This is a genomic window from Paraburkholderia fynbosensis, assembly GCF_902859935.1.
GTDB classification, from domain to species: Bacteria; Pseudomonadota; Gammaproteobacteria; order Burkholderiales; family Burkholderiaceae; genus Paraburkholderia; species Paraburkholderia fynbosensis.
In genome coordinates, this window is sequence record NZ_CADIKI010000004.1 from 291,494 (window position 1) to 312,414 (window position 20,921).

17 protein-coding genes and 1 pseudogene are annotated in these 20,921 nt (G+C 62.9%); 5 read left to right on the top strand and 13 right to left on the bottom strand.

The features are described 5' to 3' along the window. Positions 1 to 74 precede the first annotated feature (74 nt). Both HV770_RS09055 and HV770_RS09060 read left to right on the top strand, forming a co-directional pair. A complete protein-coding gene (locus HV770_RS09055; RefSeq protein WP_175159072.1) occupies positions 75 to 2,036 on the top strand; it encodes an aconitase family protein in 1,962 nt (653 codons plus the stop codon). 339 nt (positions 2,037 to 2,375) lie between these two features. Continuing rightward, the gene (locus HV770_RS09060) at positions 2,376 to 3,845 is read left to right on the top strand and encodes an MFS transporter (RefSeq protein ID WP_175159073.1); all 1,470 of its coding nucleotides are present in this window, start codon (positions 2,376 to 2,378) and stop codon (positions 3,843 to 3,845) included. Positions 3,846 to 3,861: 16 nt separating this feature from the next. On the opposite strand, the gene HV770_RS09065 is transcribed toward HV770_RS09060, so the two are convergent. Both HV770_RS09065 and HV770_RS09070 read right to left on the bottom strand, forming a co-directional pair. Then, entirely contained in the window at positions 3,862 to 4,827 is a 966-nt protein-coding gene (locus HV770_RS09065) for an LLM class oxidoreductase (protein WP_175159074.1), read from the bottom strand. A 54-nt stretch (positions 4,828 to 4,881) separates the two neighbouring features. Continuing rightward, on the bottom strand, positions 4,882 to 7,248 hold the full coding sequence (locus HV770_RS09070; protein WP_175159075.1) for a DNA polymerase II: 2,367 nt from the start codon (positions 7,246 to 7,248) through the stop codon (positions 4,882 to 4,884). A 207-nt stretch (positions 7,249 to 7,455) separates the two neighbouring features. On the opposite strand from HV770_RS09070, the gene HV770_RS09075 reads away from it, so the two are divergent. Continuing rightward, complete coding sequence (locus HV770_RS09075; RefSeq protein WP_175159076.1) at positions 7,456 to 7,881, top strand: PRC-barrel domain-containing protein; 426 nt, start codon at positions 7,456 to 7,458, stop codon at positions 7,879 to 7,881. A gap of 249 nt (positions 7,882 to 8,130) precedes the next feature. On the opposite strand, the gene HV770_RS09080 is transcribed toward HV770_RS09075, so the two are convergent. The 9 genes and pseudogenes from HV770_RS09080 to HV770_RS09115 all read right to left on the bottom strand — a co-directional run bounded on the left by HV770_RS09080 (position 8,131) and on the right by HV770_RS09115 (position 16,755). Beyond that, on the bottom strand, positions 8,131 to 9,141 hold the full coding sequence (locus HV770_RS09080) for a DUF2891 domain-containing protein (protein WP_175159077.1): 1,011 nt from the start codon (positions 9,139 to 9,141) through the stop codon (positions 8,131 to 8,133). A gap of 11 nt (positions 9,142 to 9,152) precedes the next feature. After that, positions 9,153 to 10,103 (bottom strand): DUF979 domain-containing protein, encoded by a 951-nt coding sequence (locus HV770_RS09085; RefSeq protein ID WP_175159078.1) that lies wholly within the window; start codon positions 10,101 to 10,103, stop codon positions 9,153 to 9,155. Then, positions 10,103 to 10,792, bottom strand: a complete 690-nt coding sequence (locus HV770_RS09090; protein WP_175159079.1) for a DUF969 domain-containing protein — start codon at positions 10,790 to 10,792, stop codon at positions 10,103 to 10,105. Before HV770_RS09090 ends, HV770_RS09085 begins: the two co-directional genes overlap by 1 nt. 430 nt (positions 10,793 to 11,222) lie before the next feature. Further along, positions 11,223 to 12,647: an aspartate aminotransferase family protein gene (locus tag HV770_RS09095; protein ID WP_175159080.1), complete on the bottom strand. Its 1,425-nt coding sequence runs from the start codon at positions 12,645 to 12,647 to the stop codon at positions 11,223 to 11,225. A gap of 69 nt (positions 12,648 to 12,716) precedes the next feature. Beyond that, positions 12,717 to 14,051 (bottom strand): glutamine synthetase family protein, encoded by a 1,335-nt coding sequence (locus HV770_RS09100; RefSeq protein ID WP_175159081.1) that lies wholly within the window; start codon positions 14,049 to 14,051, stop codon positions 12,717 to 12,719. 31 nt (positions 14,052 to 14,082) lie between these two features. Beyond that, a pseudogene (locus tag HV770_RS09105) lies at positions 14,083 to 14,205 on the bottom strand (gamma-glutamyl-gamma-aminobutyrate hydrolase family protein); the annotation flags it as partial. Positions 14,206 to 14,534: 329 nt separating this feature from the next. Continuing rightward, positions 14,535 to 14,738: a hypothetical protein gene (locus HV770_RS38500; protein ID WP_246290767.1), complete on the bottom strand. Its 204-nt coding sequence runs from the start codon at positions 14,736 to 14,738 to the stop codon at positions 14,535 to 14,537. A gap of 324 nt (positions 14,739 to 15,062) precedes the next feature. Further along, positions 15,063 to 16,091 (bottom strand): VTT domain-containing protein, encoded by a 1,029-nt coding sequence (locus HV770_RS09110; protein ID WP_175159082.1) that lies wholly within the window; start codon positions 16,089 to 16,091, stop codon positions 15,063 to 15,065. A gap of 247 nt (positions 16,092 to 16,338) precedes the next feature. Further along, complete coding sequence (locus tag HV770_RS09115) at positions 16,339 to 16,755, bottom strand: cupin domain-containing protein (protein ID WP_175159083.1); 417 nt, start codon at positions 16,753 to 16,755, stop codon at positions 16,339 to 16,341. A gap of 171 nt (positions 16,756 to 16,926) precedes the next feature. Between HV770_RS09115 and HV770_RS09120 the strand changes: the two genes are divergently transcribed. Then, a complete protein-coding gene (locus tag HV770_RS09120; RefSeq protein ID WP_175159084.1) occupies positions 16,927 to 17,532 on the top strand; it encodes a peroxidase-related enzyme in 606 nt (201 codons plus the stop codon). A gap of 54 nt (positions 17,533 to 17,586) precedes the next feature. Here the strand turns inward: HV770_RS09120 and HV770_RS09125 are convergent, their stop codons facing one another. Next, positions 17,587 to 18,837: an MFS transporter gene (locus tag HV770_RS09125; RefSeq protein ID WP_175159085.1), complete on the bottom strand. Its 1,251-nt coding sequence runs from the start codon at positions 18,835 to 18,837 to the stop codon at positions 17,587 to 17,589. 114 nt (positions 18,838 to 18,951) lie between these two features. Continuing rightward, on the bottom strand, positions 18,952 to 19,890 hold the full coding sequence (locus HV770_RS09130) for a LysR substrate-binding domain-containing protein (RefSeq protein WP_175159086.1): 939 nt from the start codon (positions 19,888 to 19,890) through the stop codon (positions 18,952 to 18,954). 267 nt (positions 19,891 to 20,157) lie between these two features. Between HV770_RS09130 and HV770_RS09135 the strand changes: the two genes are divergently transcribed. Continuing rightward, positions 20,158 to 20,886 (top strand): DUF899 family protein, encoded by a 729-nt coding sequence (locus HV770_RS09135; protein ID WP_175159087.1) that lies wholly within the window; start codon positions 20,158 to 20,160, stop codon positions 20,884 to 20,886. Positions 20,887 to 20,921: the final 35 nt, after the last annotated feature.

Consider the following 20,921-nt stretch of genomic DNA (forward strand, 5'->3'; position numbering starts at 1 on the left):
AGGCTGCGCTGCCGCACCGGCACTTCGGCATCGACCCTGCGCGCCGTATAGTGAGCGCAAGGAGAAATGCACTTATGAGCGATACGATTCGTCTGGACGGCCGCGTGCTGTACCTGTCTCAAGATCCTGCGGTGATCGACGCGCAACTTGCCGGTGAAAATTTCACGCGCGCCACAGCCGGGCCGTTACGCGAGAACGTGTCCACCGATGAGATCACGCCGGTCACCGTGATGCTCACCTACGACGAACGGCTCGGCCAATATCCCTACGTCGGCTTCAAGGCTGGGGAGCGCATGCCGATCGGCCGCAATGCGGTGAAAGACGGCGGTTTTCAGATCACGGTGGCGGGCAAGCGTTACGGCAAAGGCTCATCGCGTGAATCGAGCCCATTGGCGGAATTGTCGGCGGGCATCCGGCTGATCGTTGCGGAGAGCTTCGAGCGAATCTATCAACAGAACTGCGACAACATCGGCATTCTCACGACCACCGATTTCTCCGTACTCGATCGACTGGTCGCCGGCGAAACGGTGCCGATCGACGAGTTTTTGAAAGGCCGCGACGCGCTCACGCAGCAGATCATTCGCAGCGGCGGCCTGCTTGCATACAGCAAGTTCGCGCAGTGGCCCGCGCCGTGTGTGCGCGATGCTGTGGGCGACGCAGCACAGGGCGCTGAAGTTGGCGGGCCGAAAACGCTGGTCGAGAAAATCATCGATCGCCATCTGCATCCGGACATCGCCAGCGCGCAGCGCGGCGACGGGGTGTTCATCGCCGCCGACTGGCGCTTCAGCCACGACTACTTTACCGGCATGTGCGCGCATCTTATGCATCGCGCGTTCGGCAAGCCGGCGCCGCTGCACGCGGCGGATCACATCATCGCGTTTCAGGACCATCTGGTGCTGGCGCCGCAGAGCATTCCGCACGTGCGCGACGGTCTGTTGCCGGGCGTTGCCAATCTGATGGAAGGGCATACGTCGTTCGCCCGCGATTATCCGGTGCGCTCGCACGGTGCGCTCGATGGCGTGCCGGGTTCCGAAGGCATCTGTCACGCGTTGATGGCCGAGCAATATGCGTTGCCCGGCCAGGTGGCGTGCGGCACCGATTCCCACACGCCGCATTCGGGCGCGCTCGGTTGCCTCGCGTTCGGGGCGGGCGCGACGGAAATCGCCAATAGCTGGGTGACGGGCTATGTGCGCTGCAAAGTGCCGGAGACGCTGCGTATCGAGGTCGACGGCAGCTTGCGCGAGGGCGTGACCGCGAAGGACGTCGTGCTGCATCTGCTGCAAATGGATGCGATCCGTTCGGGCGGCGCAATCGGTCTCGTATTCGAATACGGCGGCGCAGCGGTGCGCGCGATGTCGATCGACGAACGCGCGACCTTGACCAACATGGTCGCGGAATTGGGCGGCTTCACCGGCATCGTGGAGCCGGACGAACGCACGGTGGCGTTTCTGAAGGAGCGGCGCGGCGTCGATTTCGCGCTGGAAAGCTGGATGAAAAGCGATACGGGCGCAGTCTACCGCGACACGATCCGCATCGACGCCGGCGCCATCGAACCGATGCTCGCGCGTCCAGGCGATCCCGGCAACGGGGTGCCGGCGCCGCAACTGGAGCAGGACGTCGCGATCGACATTGCGTATGGCGGCTCGTGTACCGCAGGCAAGCGTGAAGACTTCGATTTCTATCACGAGGTGCTACGTTGGGGCGTCGAGCGGGGCATCCGTGTGCCGGAGGGTACGCGTCTATATCTGCAATTTGGCACCATGGCGGTGCGCGAGTATTGCGAGGCGCAGGGCTATTTGCCGGTCTTCGAGCGTGCGGGCGTGACGATCGTGATGCCGGGTTGCGGCTCGTGCGCGAATTGCGGGCCGGGCCAGTCGGCCCTCGCGGATCAGGTGACGATCAGCGCGATCAACCGTAATTTCCCGGGTCGCTCGGGTCCGGGCAATGTATGGCTGGCGAGCCCGTATACGGTGGCGGCGAGTGCGCTGGCCGGGAAAATCACGACCTTTGAACAATTGAAGCGCACACGCGGCTAGAATGCTGGCCGGGCCCTGGAGCCGGCATCGTGGCGCATGCGACGCGCGAACGTACGAAAGGCCGGCGTCAGGCCGGTTTCGGCGAGCCTTATTTTCGCCGGTATCAGGAGTATTCAGGCTGCATGACAGCTTTGCATGGGACTGGAGTAAGCGCTAAAGCGCCAACTGCAGTCGACAGCTTTGCAGGGGACTGGAGTAGGCGCTAAAGCGCCAACTGCAGTCGACAGCTTTGCATGGGACCGGAGTAAGCGCTAAAGCGCCAACTCCAGTCGACAGCTTTGCATGGGACTGGAGTAGGCGCTAAAGCGCCAACTGCAGTCGACAAAGGAGACGAACGACATGGCTTCCCCAGATCACGCCGACTCCGTCACACGCAACGGCGGCAGCGTGACGTATTCCAGTACTCTCGGCAACACACCGTCCGACACCACTGCCGCCGCGCCGCTCGACGCTGGCAGCATTTCGGCGCGCCTCGACAGGCTGCCCGCCACGCGTTCCATCTGGAAGCTGGTCGTGCTGCTGAGCCTCGGCTTCTTCTTCGAACTCTACGATCTGCTGTACTCCGGTTATGTCGCGCCGGGTCTCGTCAAGAGCGGCTTACTGACCGCGACGACGCACGGTCTGTTCGGCTCGACCGGCGTCGCGAGTTTCATCGCCGCTCTGTTCAGCGGCCTCTTTATCGGCACGATCGCTTGTGGCTTTCTGGCGGATCGCTTCGGACGCCGCGCCGTTTTCACGTATTCGCTGCTCTGGTATACAGCGGCCAACGTCGTGATGGCGTTTCAGGAAACGGCGACCGGCCTGAACGTCTGGCGCTTCGTCGCGGGCGTCGGTATCGGCGTCGAACTGGTAACGATCGGCACGTACATCTCCGAGCTGGTACCCAAGCAGATTCGCGGCCGCGCGTTCGCGTGCGAGCAGGCGGTCGGCTTCACGGCGGTGCCGGTGGTCGCGTTTCTGTCGTTTCTGCTGGTGCCGCGCACGCTATTCGGTCTCGACGGCTGGCGTTGGGTCGTGCTCATCGGTGCGCACGGCGCGCTGTTCGTCTGGTGGATTCGTCGCGCGCTGCCGGAAAGCCCGCGTTGGCTCGCGCAGCAGGGGCGTCTCGCCGAAGCCGACGGCGTGATGAGCGCGCTCGAAGCGAAGGTGCGCAGCGAGTACGGCCGCGAGTTGCCGCCGCCCGCACCGCCGCTGCCGGTTACGCCGCGCGGCAGCTTCCGCGATATGTGGGTGCCGCCGTATCGACGCCGCACGTTGATGATGACTCTCTTCAACATCTTCCAGACCGTGGGCTTCTATGGCTTCGCGAACTGGGTGCCGACACTGCTGATCAAGCAGGGCATCACGATCACGACGAGCCTGATGTATTCGAGCGTGATTGCGCTGGCCGCGCCGCTCGGTCCCGTCATCGGCCTCTTCATCGGCGACCGCTTCGAGCGCAAGACGGTGATCGTCGTGATGGCCGGCGTGAACATCGTCTGCGGGCTGTGGTTCAGTCGGGCGTCGGGCGCGGTGCTGCTGGTGAGCCTCGGCGTGTGTCTGACGCTTGCGGGCAACATCATTTCGTACAGCTACCACGCGTATCAGACCGAACTCTTTCCGACCAGCATCCGCGCACGCGCGGTGGGCTTCGTTTATTCGTGGAGCCGGTTTTCGGCGATCTTCACGGCCTTTCTGATCGCGGCGGTGTTGAAGCACTTCGGCGCGTCCGGCGTGTTCGTGTTCATCGCCGGTGCGATGCTGATCGTGATGCTGGCGATCGGTTTGATGGGGCCGCGCACGAAGGGGCTGGAACTGGAGAAGATCTAGAAGCACACGCGCGGCCTTAGGGTTCCGGCTGGAATAGCGGCAACACGTCGTGCGCGAGTTCTTCGATCGCGTCGGCGGCAGGGCGCTCCGATGCGAGGTTGAACGTCACGTGATGCGTGCCGCCGGCGCGCATGTCGTTGAGGATGCCGACCAATGCGTGCCGGCCGGTTCGATAGCCTAACGTGACAGGCTGCGCCGGCTCATGCGGATCGCGACTGAGCTCGAGCCGCATCGCCACGCCGAATGCGCGAAACGCAGTGGGCGCCGCGCGTTCGACCGCGGCGCGCCACATGCTGTAACGCGCCCGCTGTGCATCAGGCTCGCGATGATAAGTCATCCACCCCAGCGAATGCCGCGCGATCCAGTCGACGCTCTGGCCGCCCGAGCCGACCGCCAGCAGCGGCACGGTATTCGCGGTGCCGGGTAGTAGCTGGAAAGCCGGCGCGCCTTCGGGCGCGCGATCGGGAATCACGCGAGACGGCTTGCCGAGCGCCGCCGCCAGTGTGTCCCAATGTCGTCGATACAGTTCGCGCCGCTCGTGCGGGTCGCGGCCAAAGGCTGCGTATTCCGGTGGGCGGTCACCGGAGCCCAGTCCTAGAATGAAGCGGCCGTGGCTGAGCATGTCGACGGACAGCGCCGCCTTGGCGATATGCAGCGGATGGCGCAGCGTCAGCACGATTGCGCCGCTCACGAGCGCGATACGCTGTGTGTGCACGGCAAGTGCGCCGAGCAGGGCCCACGGGTCGAGATGGCCGACCGGGTCCGGATAGTCGGCGCTGTTCAACGGTACGTCGCGGACCCAGAGCGCGCGAAAGCCGCGTTCGTCGGCGAGCCGCGCAAGAGTCAACTGCTCGTCGAAATCGGCGACGATGGCGCCGGCGCGCAGCAGCGGCAGCGTGAGTCCGAGACTGAGTGCATCGTTTGCGAACACGCGGCTCGCCGCGGTTTGTGCGTGATTCTGCTGTCCGCTTGCTGTCGTCAACTTTCGACTCCTTATGGTTGATCGGATCGCGCCCGGCCCGATGCTGACACCGCGTCAGAACAACTGCCTTTGCCCCGACAGCAGCGTCGTGAAATCATCGCGCAGCAGCGGCAGAATGGCATCGGCGACGGGCTGCAATTGCCGCGTCAGATAGTGTTCGTAGTCGATTGCCGAGCGCAGCGTTTCCAAGGGTTCGGGACCGGCCACCGTCATCACATAGCTGATCCAGCCGCCGTTCTGGTATTGCAGCGGGCGCCCTTGACTACGGTTGAACTCATCGGCGATGCGCGCCGCGCGCACATGCGGCGGCACGTTGCGTTCGTATTCGCCGAGCGCTCTGCGCAGGCGCTTGCGATAGACGAGCTGATCGTCGAGCTTGCCGTCGAGCGTATCGCGCACATAGTCGCGCACGTAATCCTGATACGGCTGCTGCCTGAATATGCGTCCGTATAGCGCCTGCTGAAACTGCTGCGCGAGCGGCGTCCAATCCGTGCGCACGGTTTCGAGTCCTTTGTAGACGATCTCCTCGCCGCCGTCGGGCAATACCGTGAGTCCCGCATAGCGTTTCTTGCTGCCTTCCTCCGCGCCGCGAATGGTTGGCATGAAAAAGCGCCGATAGTGCCGCTCGAACTGCAATTCGAGCGCGCTGTCGAGCACGAACCGCGCGCGCAGGTTCTGTCGCCACCACGCGTTGATGTGCTCCACGAGTGCGCGGCCGATGCGGCCGGCGTCTTCCTCGCTGTGCGCATGTTTGAGCCACACGAAGGTCGAATCCGTGTCGCCGTAGATGACCTCGTAGCCTTCGGCCTGAATCAGCTCGCGCGTGGTGTGCATGATTTCGTGGCCGCGCATCGTGATCGACGACGCCAGACGCGGGTCGAAGAAGCGGCAACCGGTGGAGCCGAGCACGCCGTAAAACGCGTTCATGATGATCTTCAGCGCTTGCGAAAGCGGCTTGTTGTGCTCGCGCTTGGCGCTTTCGCGGCTTTGCCACACTTGCGCGACGATCGACGGCAGGCAATGGCGCGTGCGTGAGAAGCGTGCGCCGAGAAAGCCCGGCACGGAGTGTTCGTCGCTGGGGTTCAGCATGCCTTCCACGAGACCGAGCGGGTCGATCAGAAAGGTGCGGATGATCGACGGATACAGGCTCTTGTAGTCGAGCACGAGGACCGAATCGTACAGGCCGGGGCGCGAGTCCATCACGAAGCCGCCGGGGCTCGCCGCGCCCGCGACATCGCCGAGATTGGGGGCGACGTAGCCTTGCCGGTGCATGCGCGGCATGTACAGATGCGTGAACGCCGCGACCGAGCCGCCGCTGCGATCCGCGGGCAGGCCGGTCACGGTCGCGCGTTCCAGCAGGAACGGCAGCAGCTCGGTCTTCGCGAAGATGCGCGTGACCAGCTCGCAGTCCTTCAGGTTGTAGTGTGCGAGCGCGGGCTTGTCCTCGTCGAAGCGGCGCTGGATTTCGTCCATGCGCTGATACGGATTGTCGATGGCCTTGCCCTCGCCGAGCACCGAACGCGCCACGTGTTCGAGACTGAACGACGGAAAGCTCCACGTCGCGGAACGCAGCGCCTCGATACCGTCGATGATCAGCCGTCCCGCAGCACCGGCAAAGAAGTGATTGCGCGTGAGGCCGTGTTCGCGCCACTCCATCACCGTACCGCCGCGGCCGAGCCGCAGTGGTACGCGATATTGTTCGGCATGCTGCTGCAACACACGCAGATCGAACTGCACGAGATTCCAGCCGATGATTGCATCGGGGTCGTGCCGTTCCATCCACAGGTTCAGTTTTTCAAGCAACTGGGCGCGCGTTTCGCAGTATTCGAGTTCGAAGTCGAGCCCGCTCGCGTCGCCGTTCGGCGGTCCGAGCATATATACCTGGCGTTGTCCGCAGCCTTCGAGCGCGATCGAATAAAGCTCGGCATGCGCGCTGGTTTCGATGTCGAGCGACACGAGTTTCAACGGCGGACGATAGTCCGTGGCCGGTTTCAACTCGCTGTTCAGCAGCGGGCCGCCCGGTTGCGACTCGCCGCTGAACCACACCGGCGCGGTGATGAAGCGCTCCATCATGTAGCGCTCGGGCGGGAAGATATCGGCTTCGTAGACGTCCACGCCGCCTTGTTTCAGGCGTTTCTCGAAGCCCGTCAATTGCCTGTACTGCGGGCAGTAAAGCCCCAGCACCGGGCGATGCTGGAAGTCGCGCAGTTCGAGTGGACGCAGATCGAGCGGCATGTCGCGGCGCAGGATCGTTTCGGCGCGCTCGCGGTGTTCGGCGGGAATGAATGCGACCGATGGCTGAGGGCGCAAGCGGATAAGGCGGGGCCCGCCGTCTGTCGCCAGCCAGAAATCGATCTCCGTGCCGGCGGGCGTGTCCCGCCAATGTCGGGTCAATATGAAACCCTGCTCAAGCTCAGTCAAACTTCCACCTTTAAACGGGCGTCATCGCCTCGCGATTTTACCGCCATGCGCGCCGGGCGGTGCCGATCCTGGAGGCGCCTCGCGAATGCGGCATCCGTACGACCCCCTCACTGCAGCCTCGCGGCGCTGTCTGTATGATCGTGCTGCAGCGATTCCTTCGGCGCAGCGCATGCGCCGGTCAAGTCTACTAAGAACGGAGTGAACGAGATGACGTTGGGCAAACTTGTTGTCGTAGCCGCGGTAGCTGCAACCAGTCTGGGTGCGCAGGCGCAGGTCGCCGGCACGCAGACGCTGAGTGTCACGGTCGAACAGTCCAATGCGCTGCTAAGCGGCTGGAGCGTGAAGAAGAGCATTCTCGGCAAGGCCGTGTACAACGATCAGAATGAAAAGATCGGCACGGTGCGTGATCTGGTGGTCGCACCGGACGGTTCGCTGTCGGCAGCGATCGTGTCCGCTGGCGGCTTCCTCGGCGTCGCGTCGCATGACGTCGCGGTGCCGATCGCCGCGCTCGATATTCATGACGGCAATTTCTATCTGGCAGGCGCGTCCAAGGCTGCGTTGAAGGCGACGCCCCAGTTCCAGTACAACAAGGTGCAGACGCCGCCGAAGCCGAAGAAACTGACGGGGCAGTGAGACAGGGACGCAGGGAGCCGGTCGGGCGATCGGCTCTGATACGTTCGGCGGCTTGCGAGCGAGCTGCCAATAGACAAGCGGCGCACGTGGCGCGAAGCGGTTGATGTAGTGCAAGCCGGTTCATGCTAACGGCGCCGCTATTGTATTGCTGAGAGACTATGCGAATCGCCCGGGCTCGGATTAGGCGCGTAAATAAAGCCTCGAAAAATCAGACCAGAGCGCCGAACCGCCGCCCCGAAAACTCATCAATCAAGCCTCCAGAGCAAGCGTTGCGAAAGTACCTAGCCAGTGCTCGCCCATATAGTCGCCGGCCACATGAGGCAGCGCGCTTTGCAGATGACGCTCGGCGCTATCGCACAGCACGGTCCGGCGAATGTCACCGGCGGGCAGCGCCCGTGCGAGCGAGCGCTGGCACCACGCACGGCTCAGATTCAGGCCGTCCAAATGCGCGATCTTGCCGTCGCTGCGATCGGTCACGGTCACCGGTTCGAACAGCGTCGCGGGTTTCTTCGCGCCGAGATCCGGTAGAAAGCGCCCGAACCAGTCGACGAATTGCGCGGCCGGCAGCACGCGGCGCATCAATTCCGCTTCCATCAGCGAAGGCGAGAGGAACTCGTCGCCGGCCGGCTCCCAGGCCTGACACGCGACGTCGTTCAGAAACCAGCGCTCCGCGGTTCTGACGAGCAGCGCTTCGAGCGAGCTGTCTGAAGTCTGGCGCGCAAAATCCAGCGTGAGCGCAAGGGCGAACGCCATGTTGAAGTGCGTGCCCACGCGCAGCGGGTAAGTCGCCTTCGGCAAAAATTCCTCGAAGCGTTCGACGAAAAACCCGGCGAGCGGCGCAAAAGTCTTCGACCAGCGCGCTGCGTCCGCAAGTTTCAGCGAGTGCAGCTGCGCGCTGAGCGCGAGCAGCCAGGCCCACCCATATGGCCGTTCGAAACCACGGTTGTGCGGCAGCTCGAGATACGCGAGTTCGCCGGCCACGTTGGCGTCGGTAAAATGCTCGTCGACCACCGCGATGATGCGCGCGGCTTCGGGCAGATCGGGAAAGCGCTCCAGCAGATGCAGGATCAGCCAGTAACCGTGCACGCACGAATGCCAGTCGTAGCTGCCGTAGAAGATTGGATGCAAAGCTCGCGGACCTTGCACGTCCTGCGGTCCGGCGAGCGAGTGCGTCAGCTTGTTCGGATACTCGCGCGTGAGGTGAGCGAGCGCGAGATTGGCGAAACGGGACGCGATTTCGCGAGTGAGTTGAACTGTCATCGACGGGCTCCTCAGAAGCGGAATACGAGCAGATACAACAGTATGGTATTGACGATCAGCAATAGTAAAGCGGTCGGCCATTGCGCCTTGATCACGCCGTTCTGGTCTTTCAGCTCCAGCAGCGCCGCCGGCACGATATTGAAGTTCGCGGCCATCGGTGTCATCAAGGTGCCGCAAAAGCCGCACAGCATGCCGATTGCGCCCAGAATCGCGGGGTTGCCGTTGAATTGATGCACGATCAACGGCAGGCCGATGCCGGCGGTCATCACCGGAAATGCGGCGAACGCGTTGCCCATGATCATCGTGAAGATCGCCATGCCGAAGGTGTACGCCGCGACCACCGCGAATGCGGAGTCGACCGGAATCCACGTTTTCACGAGATCCGATACCACGTGGCCCACGCCGGCAATCGCGAACAGTGCGCCGAGCGCGGCGAGCATCTGCGGCAGGATCGCGGCCCAGCCCACGGTGTCCATCGTGTGCCGTGCGTCCTTGAGCGCGTGCACCGGCGAATCGCGCAGCATGAAGAGCGCCGTGCCGAACGCGACCAGCGTGCCCAGTACGAGCGAAATCAGCGTGACGTTCTTCGTTTCGACGAACGGTGCGTATTTCAGCGTCAATGTGCCGAGCAGGGTAATGACCGGAATCAGCAGCGCGGGGATGAACAGCTTATTGCCGAAGCGCTGCGCATTCGCTTCGCGGCGCGCGGCGGCCGCTTCGCTGTTGCTGTCCGCGCGGCCTTTGCCGAGCTTGCCGGAACCGGCGATCAGCGCAAGCGCGATGGCGAGACAGCCCGTCACGAAGTGCGGCAGTTCCCCGCCGAACATGAAGGTGATCGCGTAGATGCCCCAGAACAGAAAATTGACGACGCGGCGCGGATTCGAACGGTCTCGCAGATTGAAGAGCGCGAACGCGGCAAACATCAAACCGGCCAGCACATAGAGGGATTCGAGTTTGATCATCACTGCGCGGTGCCCCAGCCCAATGCATTCATTTTGTACGATAGGTTGCGGTCGAGCAGCATGAGCCGAACCATGTGAATCACGAGCGCGGCGACGGCGGTGGGAATCGCCCATACCGACACGTGCAGCGGTTCGACCACGATGCCGTTCTGTTCGAGAAAGCCTTTGATCAGCAGGATCGACTGGATCGCGATGAAAATGTCTTCGCCGAAGAACACCGCGATGTTGTCCACCGCCGACGCGTTGGCGCGAATCTGCTGGCGCACCGCATCGGGCAATTCGCCGTAGCGGTTCGCGGCTGCCGCTTCCGCCATCGGCGCGATCAGCGGACGCACCATCTGCGCGTGACCGCCGAGCGACGTGAGCCCGAGTGCGGCCGTGACCTGACGAATCACGAAATAGAGCATCAGCACGCGGCCGGTGGTGGCGGCGTGAAGGCGCGAAATCAGGTGCCGCGCCTGTTCCTTCAGGCCGTTGCGTTCGAGCAGCGCGATCACGGGCAGGGTGAGCCAGATCAGGCCCATGTAGCGGTTATCCGCGAACGCCTTGCCGAAGGCGCTGACGATTTCCACCGGCTGCAGGCCGCCGGCCACGCCGGTGGCGACCCCCGCAATGGTCACCACGAGGAGCGCGTTAAAGCGCAATGCGAAGCCGATTACGACGATCGGCACGCCGATTAGAACCCACATCGGGGGTCTCCTTGTTCTGTCTTCTGCCTGGTCGGGGTTGTTCCGCCGCCGTGCGTTCCGGCGCAGATTCGCCGGTTGGCAATGGCTGGCAGGCGACGGAATCTAACACGAGAATTTATCGATAAATAGTCGGTAATTTGCGTTTATCGGGTAAACGCCAGGGTCGGACAGAGAGGGCGCAGGAAGGGCGCGGCGACACGCACCACTGTTCCAGACATCGAAAATTTCGACTCAGCGGCCGAATAATTGCGTTTGTCGTCCCCGCGTTTCGCCGTAATCTGCCCGTGTCCCTGGCGATTGCATCGTTCAGGGCACGCAAGCCATCCATATGTTGATGAACACTAACAGCGACGACGTGTGTTCCACGTTGTACCCGGATGGCTCGACGAGCATGTGGGGATGGACTGACGGGTTGCTTTGCGTATCGCCATTACGCCGCGCCGAGTTGCCGCGCAGTTGAATCGATCGCCGCTTTGGCCTTCGAGACGATTTCGTCGATCTCGATCTTGCTGACCACGAGCGGTGGCGATAGCAGCATCCGGTCGCCGGTGGCGCGCATGATCAGATTGCCGTTGAAGCAGAAGTCGCGGCAAATCGTGCCGACATCGCCGCCATTGGCGAAACGCCTGCGTGCCGCCGGGTCTTGCGCGAGTTGCAGACCGGCCACGAGACCCACGCCGGCAATCTCGCCGACGATGGGATGATGGGCGAAGGTATCGCGCAGCTTTTTTTGGAAGTAGGGGCCAATATCCGTTTTGACGCGCTCGACGATCTTCTCGTCGCGCAGCAGCCTGAGATTGGCGAGCGCGACGGCGGCCGCCACCGGGTGGCCGGAGTAGGTGAGGCCGTGATTGAAGTCGCCGCTCTCGATGATCACCTTGGCGACCCGGTCATGTAAGCCGACCGCCCCCATTGGTACATAGCCGCTCGTCAGCCCCTTCGCGAGCGTGATCAGATCGGGCTCGAAACCGAAGTGCTGATGGGCGAACCACTCGCCCGTGCGGCCGAATCCGCCGATCACTTCGTCGGCAACCAGCAGAATGTCGTACTTGCGGCAGATGCGTTGAATCTCCGGCCAATACGTCGACGCCGGGAAGATCACACCGCCCGCCCCCTGGAAAGGCTCACCGATAAACGCGGCCACCTTGTCCGCGCCGATTTCGAGGATCTTCGCTTCGAGCTGCTGCGCGCGCGCCAGCGCGAATTCTTCCGGCGTCTGCTTGTCTTGCGCTTCGCCGAAGAAATACGGCTGATCGATATGCACGATGTTCCCGACTTTCGAGGGCATCTGTTCATGCATATAACCCATGCCGCCGAGCGTGCCACCCGCGATCGTCGAACCGTGATAGCCATTCTTGCGCGAGACGACGAACTTTTTCGTGTGCTTCTGCTGTGCCGTCCAGTACTGGTAAACGATGCGCAGCACCGTGTCGTTGCCTTCCGAGCCGCTGTTGCAATAGAAGAAGTGCTTGAACGGCTCCGGCGTCAATTCCGCGAGCAAGGCCGACAGTTCGATCACCGGCGGATGCGTCGTCTTGAAGAAGGTGTTGTAGTAGGGGAGTTCCTGCATTTGCCGGTATGCGGCGTCGGCGAGTTCCTTGCGGCCATAGCCGACGTTCACGCACCAGAGCCCCGCCATGCCGTCGATGATCCTGTTGCCTTCCGAATCCCACAGATACACGCCCTGGGCTTTGACGATTACGCGGCTGCCGCTGCGATTGAGCGAGCCCATGTCCGAAAAAGGATGAATGTGATGGGCGGCGTCGAGCGCGCGGTATTCGGCAGTGCTGCGCGATGCGCTCTGCACGGCTTGCGCGTGTTGCATGTAAGCGGCTTCTTCGATTCTGTAGCTCATACTGCCTCCAGTTTTTCTCTTTGCATCTGATAACGACGTCGTGAGACTGGGCCTTTTTTTGATCCGGTCTCAAACGTGCAGCAGCAAATGCCGGCGTTCCCACGAACTGATCACACGGAAAAACGCCTCGTACTCGGTCTCTTTCAACGCCAGGTAGGCTTTGACGAACTTCTCGCCGAGTACTTCGGCAATCGGTTCGCAGGCGGCCATGAGCGTCAGCCCTTCTTCGAGATTGCGCGGCAATTGATACGGCAACGCATAACCGTCGCTGAGCAATGGTTCGGTGGCGTCGAGGTGCTGTGTCATGCCGAGATAGCCCGCGGCCAGCGTCGCGGCAATGGCCAGATATGGATTGCAGTCGACGCCCGGAATGCGGTTTTCGATGCGGCGCGCGGCCGGTCCCGAATGCGGAATGCGAAAACCCACTGTGCGATTGTCGTAACCCCACGCGACGTTGATCGGTGCGGCCATGAAGCGCGAAAGACGGCGATAGGAATTGATGTACGGCGCGAAAATCGGCATCAGCGCCGGTGTGTACTTCTGCAAGCCCGCGATATACCTCGTGAACTGCACCGTCGGTTTGCCGTCCGCGCTGGTGAAAATGTTCTCGCCGGTTTCTTCGTCGATGAGACTTTGATGCATGTGCATTGCCGACCCCGGTTCGCTTTCCATCGGTTTGGCCATGAAGGTTGCATACATCTTGTGGCGCAATGCCGCTTCGCGCACCGTGCGTTTGAACAGGAACACGCTGTCGGCGAGCTTCAACGGATCGCCGTGCATGAAGTTGATTTCCATCTGCGCGGCGCCGACTTCATGGATCAGCGTATCTACTTCCAGTTCCTGCACCTCGCAGTACTCGTAGATGTCTTCGAAAAGCGGATCGAATTCGTTGACCGCTTCGATCGAATACGACTGCCGTCCTGTTTCCGGACGCCCCGTGCGGCCGATGGGCGGTTGCAGGGGCAAGTCCGGGTCCTTGTTCATGTCGACCAGATAGAACTCGAGTTCGGGCGCGATGACCGGCTTCCAGCCTTTGGCCTTGTAGAGTTCGAGTACCCGGCGCAATACGCGGCGCGGCGAGATCGCGACCGGTGTTCCGTCGAAATGAACGCAATCGTGAATCACCTGAGCAGTGGGATCGACGGCCCATGGAATCATCCGAATGGTGGCCGCGTCGGGCACGCACACCATGTCCGGATCGGTGACGCCGGTGAGCGAGCCGTCTTCCGGATACTCGCCCGTGACGGTCTGAATCATCACCGCCTGCGGCAAGCGCATGGACTCGCCGGATTCGAACTTGCTGCGCGGAATGATCTTGCCGCGCGCGATTCCGGCCATATCCGGAATGATCGCTTCGATTTCGGTGACGTGATGCTTCTTCAGAAAATCGTCGATGTCATGCATGATTGTTCTCTCAGTTTTTGGCGCGACCGGCTCAAACCTGCATGGCGGCGGATGCAAATGCCGCGCCTCGGCCGGTCCTGGTGCGCATTCGATCGCGGCACGCCTCGCCGAACGTGCGGAAGATCGCGGTGGAGAGCGGGTCGTCGGCGTACTCTCCGAGCATCGTTCTGTCGGCGCTGATGCCGACCAGGGGTTTGTTTCGCATAGCGAGGCGCGTGATGTGAATAGCGCTAAAACGCGGCGCGACATGACCTCGCAGCCGCGCAGAATGCGCGAGGCCGCCAGGAGTTTGCGCGCTGTCTGTCGAGGGGAGACACGCCGCGCGCAGTAGCAGGAATGGCCGTTCGATTCGATCCGCCGCATTGCGCGAGTCACTGAGCCGCGTTAATCCGCGCGAAGCGCAGGGACGGCAGACAGCACCGCGCATACGCACAAACGCGCATAGGCAAGCGGATAGAACGAATGGCGAAAAGGAGGGAGGCGCTACGGCAGCAGCGAGGCAACTTCGTCTGTTCGCACCGCAATGAAAGCGCGCGCGGAAACGGAGTTGTGACGTCGAACTGAACGGCGGGACAGGATCGGCAAGACGGACAGGAAGCGGCGGAACGTAAGGCTGCCGTTGCTGCCGTCGGCGATGGCGCTGTCAGCGAGCGTACAACCCGCGTGACTGCGATTCCATCTAACCAAAGGGCCTCGGACTCTCACGATTACACTCGACTAGCAACGTTGAAAGTATTGAACGGCCTGCTCGAAATCCGCACGGGGCGTTTAGAGAAACAGACCGCTGGCATGATCGTCTCGAAGCTGTGCGAAATGAATTCGCGGGCCGCAGAACATCATGAGATGTCTTTAGCATGCGCGAGACGACTGCCTGCTAACTAGCATATACGAGCCAATAAGGCCGTCAAACCCCTTTTTGAAAAAGTTGGATCGGAATGTACCCAATGGTGCACTTACTCAAGTGATCAAAGGCATTCATATTCATTGCGCACATTGCATCGATCGCCGCGCTTACTCCGCGAGCCTCGCACGCACCGTGTATTCACCCTCGGCGCCTGAATGATCATGATCTTCGAGCATATGGGCCATTGCCGTATTAAAGTCCGGCGGCAGCGGCTCGACTGGATAGCCGCGTTTCTCCCACGCGTCGAGTCCACCCTTCAGCGCGCGGATATGATGAATGTTCTTGCGATGCAGCTGGGCGACGATGCGCTTGGCCGTCGCCTCGTTGGGACACACGCAGTAGACCACGATCGGCCGCTTCAGGAGTTCGGGATGAATCGGATCGGGTGAGTCGAGATCGAGTGGCCGCGCGCCGGCAATCCGGTGCGACTCCTTTTCGCGCACGCTGGGCGGACGCGCGTCGAGAATCAGCGGCGGCTCATTCGACTTCATCAACGCGTCGAGCTGATCCGGCGTGATACGCGTATGCGCGAGCCAGCGGCGAAACTGCAAACGGCGCACCCAGCGATACAACAGCGCGGCCACGAAGATCGCCGCGAAAGCATCGAAGATCGTGCCGCCGTTTTGCCGCACGAGCAGCACCAGTTGCACGATCTGATCGTGCAACGCGGCGCCGCCGATCACCCACACGCTGGCCCACAACGTGGCGCCGACCAGATCCCACCACAGAAACACGCCGACACTGATCGCGGTCGTGCCGAGCAACGGTGCGGAAATCAGCCCGAGTCCCGGCAGAAACTTGGCGACCGTGAGAATCGGCGCGCCGTAGCGCTCATAGGTATTGCGCGCGACGCGCACCGTGGTGTCCAGCGAAAGGGAGAAGCGCACCAGATAGTTCAACAGACGCCGGCCGTACGCCCGTCCGGTGAAGAACCAGAGCGAGTCGGCGATCAGCGTCGCGGCAACCGCGGCGAACACGACGTTGACGTACGAGGTTTGCCCCATGGCGGCCATGGTGCCGCCGAAGATCAGCATCGGCGCCGCCGGGATCGGCACACCGAGCTGCGTGATGAGCACGCTCATGAAAACGGCCCATACGCCCAGCGAGGATGGGATAGCAACCGGGAAATGCCACACAACCGCGCTCCTGAGAAGGCAATGAAAGGAAATGAAACGAAGTCAGGCTCTCGCCGCGCATGGCGAACACGCATCGGCGCGAAGAGCGGATTTAAGCACAGGTGGCGAAAGGACGCAGTGAGTGCAGCCGAACGCCGCGTGGATTCTAGCTGGATCAGTCGGCAGGAAGCCACGCGCGAACCGGCTGGCGCGGCCCAATGGGCCGGTTACTCAGCGCGAATGGAAAGCGGCGGCGGGTCCGGTCAGATCACGCGTCAGCGGCCGGGTCGTAGGGCACGACGCGTTCGTGTTCGTCCGGATGGTTGCGCGCGACGATGGCGCGCGCGGGGCGGGCGTCGTCGAGATTGAAGGGCTGATGCGGCACGCCCGGAGGAATGAACAGAAAGTCGCCCGCTTCGGTAATCACGGACTCGCGCAAACCCGGACCATAGCGGGTCTCGATCCGGCCTTCGAGCTGGAAGTTCGCGGTTTCGTAGTCGGCGTGAAAGTGCGGCTCGGCATGACCGCCCGGCGGCACCACCACCATGTACATCGACAAACCCGTGGCGCCCGCGGTGCCCGCGGAAATTCCGACAAAGTAAGGTAGCCGCTGGGTCGTCATCATTTCCCGCTCGGGGCGCACCTTGACGACCGTGGCCCGCGCTTCGCGCAAAACGTCCGACATGGTTTCTCCTGTGCTGGTCGCCGCCGCTGCTCGCGGTTCGGCTCACGTTCCCTGAGACTGCAAGTCTAGACGATATGGGCGTCGAAATCAGACCTTGTCGAGCGCGCAGCAGCTGGGTTGACGATTGCTACAATCGTCTTCGTGCACCTAGAGATATAACGGAGACATCGCATGACAAAAGCTCAACCGATCAGCCGCTACCCCGTGCCGCAGCCGGGCGAATGGCCGGACGACGTCCGCGTCCGCATCCTTGAAGTGCAGGAGAAAGCCGGCTTCGTGCCGAATGTATTTTTGACGCTCGCCCATCGCCCGGACGAATTCCGCGCGTTCTTTGCCTATCACGACGCGCTGATGCTGAAGGACGGCGGTCTCACCAAGGGGGAGCGCGAAATGATCGTGGTCGCCACGAGCGCCGTGAACGAATGCCTCTATTGTGTGGTCGCGCATGGCGCGATTTTGCGCATCTACGAGAAGGCGCCGTTGCTTGCCGATCAGGTCGCCGTCAATCATCGCAAAGCGGATCTCACCGCGCGGCAGAAGGCGATGCTCGACTTCGCGCTGAAGGTGTGCCGCGAATCTGGCGCAGTCGGTGACGCCGATTTTGAAACGCTGCGCGAGCACGGCTTTAGCGATGAAGACATCTGGGACATCGCGGCGATTACCGCATTTTTTGGTCTGTCGAACCGGATGGCCAACGTCATATCGATGCGCCCGAACGATGAGTTCTATCTGATGGGGCGCGTGCCGAAAGACGCTGCGCAGAAGCGGAAAAAATAGCCGCACGGATGTGATCTGGTGTCCATATCGAATCGAGCCGCTGAACAAGCCCGCTCATGCACGCACTGGTTCGCGCCGAAGCGCGGGCTTGTTCACCGTAGTGTCATCGATCGGAAAGTGCAGCATCGCCGCGACGAGCCCCGCGACAACCGTCGCTTCCCACAGCAGCGAATACGACCCCGTCAGATCGAACACCAGTCCGCCTAGCCACGCGCCGAGAAACGAGCCGATCTGATGGCTCAGGAAGCAGACGCCGAACAGGCTGCCGAGGTGGCGCGTGCCGAACACTTTTGCAACCAGCCCGCTCGTGAGCGGCACGGTGCCGAGCCAGGTCAAGCCCATCACGGCCGCGAAAATCACCACGGACGCGGCGCTTTTCGGCAACACGAAGAACGCGCCGATCGTCACGCTGCGAATCAGGTAGAGCCAGCCGAGCACATGATGCTGCCGGAACCGGCCGCCGAGCCAGCCGCACGCCCAACTGCCCGCCATGTTGAACAGCCCGATCAATGCGAGCGCGGTGGCGCCGAGCCCGAGCGGCATATGACAGAGCGACAGATACTCGGGCAGATGCGTCGCGATGAACGCAAGCTGGAAACCGCACGTAAAGAAGCCGAGGGTCAGCAGCCGGTAGCCGCGATGGCGGGTCGCCAGCGCGAGCACCTCGCGCAGCGGCGCAGCAGGCGCGTCCTGGCGCGGCGCGCCGACTCGCGCGCGCCGGTCGAGCAGGATGCCGAGCGGGGCGATCAACAGCATCAGGAAGGCCAGCACGAAGAGCGACGTGGCAACGCCCGAACTCAGCCGGATGCCTTGCACGAGCGGAATCATCAGCACCTGTCCCGCCGAGCCGCCTGCGCTCACCAGCCCCATCGCCATGCTGCGCTTTTCCGGCGTCGCAATGCGGCCGACCGCCGGCAACACGACCCCGAACGTCGTGCAGCTCACGCCGATGCCGACCAGCAGTCCCATGCCGACGATCAACAGCGCGCTGTTCGGCGCTACGGCGGCGAGCCCGAGGCCGGCCGCGAACGTCGTCGCGCCGAACGCGACGACCGGCGCCGAGCCGTAGCGGTCGGCGGCGGCGCCCGCGAACGGTTGCGCGAAGCCCCACACGAGATTGTGCAGCGCGATGGCGAACGCGATCTGCGTGACCGGCAAGCCACGGTCGAACGAGAACGGGCCGATGAAAAGCCCGAAGGTTTGCCGGATGCCCATCGCCGCGCTAAGAATCAGCGCGCCGGTGAGGGTCACGAGCATCGTCGGGTTGAAGACGGGGGCGAAGCGTTTGCTATTGGCGCTCGACATGATTCTGATCTCCTTGGACACCATGGTCGCAGCGGGCGTCAGAACGGGCAAAGTAAAAGATTTCGCCAACAGATGAGCGTGGCTCACCCATGCGGTGTTACGTGCGATTCGGCTTCAGCTCGACGCGGTTCTCGAGCCCGGACCGTTGGCGTCGACGGGCGCGTCGAACTGCCCGGCCTCGCCGATAAGCCAGCGTTTGAAGTCGCACAGTTCCGGCCGGCGGTCCGCGTTTTCCGCGCTCACGAGCCAGTAGGCGCCAGCCGAATCGATCGTGTCGGAGGAAGCTTCGACGAGCGCGCCGCTCGCGAGATCGCTGTCGACCAGCGGTCTTCTGCCGAGCGCGACGCCGAGGCCCATGGCGGCCGCTTCGAAAGCGAGCTGGATCGTGTCGACGCTCAAACCTCCAGTGGCCTCGATACCGTTGGCACCAGTCGCATCGAGCCACGCCTGCCAGTCTTCGCTCGCCGCGTTCACATGAATCAGCGTCGCGTGTTCCAGCCTGATGTTGCCGTGCCCGTCGCGCAGACTCTCCAGATAAACGGGGCTGCACACAGGTACGAAGCGTTCGCCGAACAGCCGCGTCCACGCGGCGCCCGCGACCGGAGACCGGCTCAGGCGAATCGCGAAATCGAAGCCGTCGACCGGAAAGCCGACCTGGCGGTGCGACGTGTCGACGCTCACGCTCACCTTCGCCCAACGCTCGCGAAAACCCGCCAGGCGCTGCAGCAGCCAGCGCGACGCGAAAGTCGGCGCGCAGCTCAACGCGATCGGGCGATCCGCGCGATGGTTCGGCAGGCGTTGCGTGCCAATGGCGATCAGCGAAAACGCTTCGGCAACGTAGGACAGGTAATCGGCGCCGGTCGTCGTCAGCGAAATGCCGCGCGGCTCGCGCACGAACAGCTCGACGCCGAGCGCCTGCTCCAGCCCGACGATGCCGTGACTGATCGCGCTCGGCGTCACGTTCAGTTCCGCGGCGGCGAGCTTGAAACTCTGATGCCTGCCAGCCGCTTCGAAGAAGCGAAGCGCGGGCAGAGGTGGCAGACGAAGCGGCATGTTGCATCCCCAGGGACGGCGCGCGGTGACGGTGGCTCTGGCTTCAGCCGCGTTTCACGCGCGCGTGCTGTTTCGCAAAAGCATACCTTGCCGCGCGGTTTCGGTTTCGGCCGCCATGGCAGGGTTGCCGGATGCCGTCGCCCACCTCGGACGATTTTTTCGCCATGAATGTCGATTTGCCACGACCCCGATCGTCGTGACCATATGGAGGACGACAGGAGCGACGATAAGCGCCCTCCATCCCTTTTCCGCACAAGGAGATGGCTGATGACTGACGTAGACACATCCGCGCAAACGCTCAAGCCGGCGCGGCAACTGGCCGGGCAGCCGCCGCGTTTTCCAGGCGAGAGCGCCGACTATCGCCGCGCACGCAACGACTTGCTGGCCGAGGAGATCGAATTGCGCCGCCATATCGAACGGGTGGCGGTGCAGCGCCGCGCGCTGCCGCCTGGCGGCGTCGTGCCCGAGGATTATCGTTTCGACGGCGAAACGGGCCCGGTGACGCTCTCGGAGATGTTCGGCGAGCACGACACCCTCATCACCTACAACTGGATGTACGGCCCGCAGCGCGCGCGGCCCTGTCCGATGTGCACGTCGCTGCTGAGCGCCTACGACGGCGAAATGCCCGACATCCTGCAACGCGTGGCGTTCGCGGTGATCGGCCGCTCGCCAATCGAAAAGCTCGTCGCGTTCAAGAAGGAGCGGGGTTGGCGGTATCTGCGGCTGTATTCGTCGGGCGGCAACACCTTCAACCGCGATTACGCGGCCGAAGATCCCGCCGGCGACGACAACCCGGCATTGAACGTGTTCACGCGTTCGAACGGCACCGTGCGGCATTTCTGGGCCGAGGAGATGGGGCCGGCGTCGGCGGATGCCGGCCAGGACCCGCGCGGCGCACCGGATCCGATGCCGCTGTGGACGCTGCTCGACATGACACCTGGCGGCCGCGGCACCGACTGGTATCCGAGGCTCGACTATCCGAACGTGCCGCGCTAAGCGCGCGGTGGCCGCGTCATCGCGCTGCATCCTGC

Excerpts from the sequence above, each read along its gene's own strand:
- HV770_RS09055 (WP_175159072.1), top strand. The coding sequence starts at position 75 with ATGAGCGATACGATTCGTCTGGACGGCCGCGTGCTGTACCTGTCTCAA.
- HV770_RS09060 (WP_175159073.1), top strand. The coding sequence starts at position 2,376 with ATGGCTTCCCCAGATCACGCCGACTCCGTCACACGCAACGGCGGCAGC.
- HV770_RS09075 (WP_175159076.1), top strand. The coding sequence starts at position 7,456 with ATGACGTTGGGCAAACTTGTTGTCGTAGCCGCGGTAGCTGCAACCAGT.
- HV770_RS09080 (WP_175159077.1), bottom strand. The coding sequence starts at position 9,141 with ATGACAGTTCAACTCACTCGCGAAATCGCGTCCCGTTTCGCCAATCTC.
- HV770_RS09085 (WP_175159078.1), bottom strand. The coding sequence starts at position 10,103 with ATGATCAAACTCGAATCCCTCTATGTGCTGGCCGGTTTGATGTTTGCC.
- HV770_RS09090 (WP_175159079.1), bottom strand. The coding sequence starts at position 10,792 with ATGTGGGTTCTAATCGGCGTGCCGATCGTCGTAATCGGCTTCGCATTG.
- HV770_RS09095 (WP_175159080.1), bottom strand. The coding sequence starts at position 12,647 with ATGAGCTACAGAATCGAAGAAGCCGCTTACATGCAACACGCGCAAGCC.
- HV770_RS09100 (WP_175159081.1), bottom strand. The coding sequence starts at position 14,051 with ATGCATGACATCGACGATTTTCTGAAGAAGCATCACGTCACCGAAATC.
- HV770_RS09115 (WP_175159083.1), bottom strand. The coding sequence starts at position 16,755 with ATGTCGGACGTTTTGCGCGAAGCGCGGGCCACGGTCGTCAAGGTGCGC.
- HV770_RS09120 (WP_175159084.1), top strand. The coding sequence starts at position 16,927 with ATGACAAAAGCTCAACCGATCAGCCGCTACCCCGTGCCGCAGCCGGGC.
- HV770_RS09125 (WP_175159085.1), bottom strand. The coding sequence starts at position 18,837 with ATGTCGAGCGCCAATAGCAAACGCTTCGCCCCCGTCTTCAACCCGACG.
- HV770_RS09130 (WP_175159086.1), bottom strand. The coding sequence starts at position 19,890 with ATGCCGCTTCGTCTGCCACCTCTGCCCGCGCTTCGCTTCTTCGAAGCG.
- HV770_RS09135 (WP_175159087.1), top strand. The coding sequence starts at position 20,158 with ATGACTGACGTAGACACATCCGCGCAAACGCTCAAGCCGGCGCGGCAA.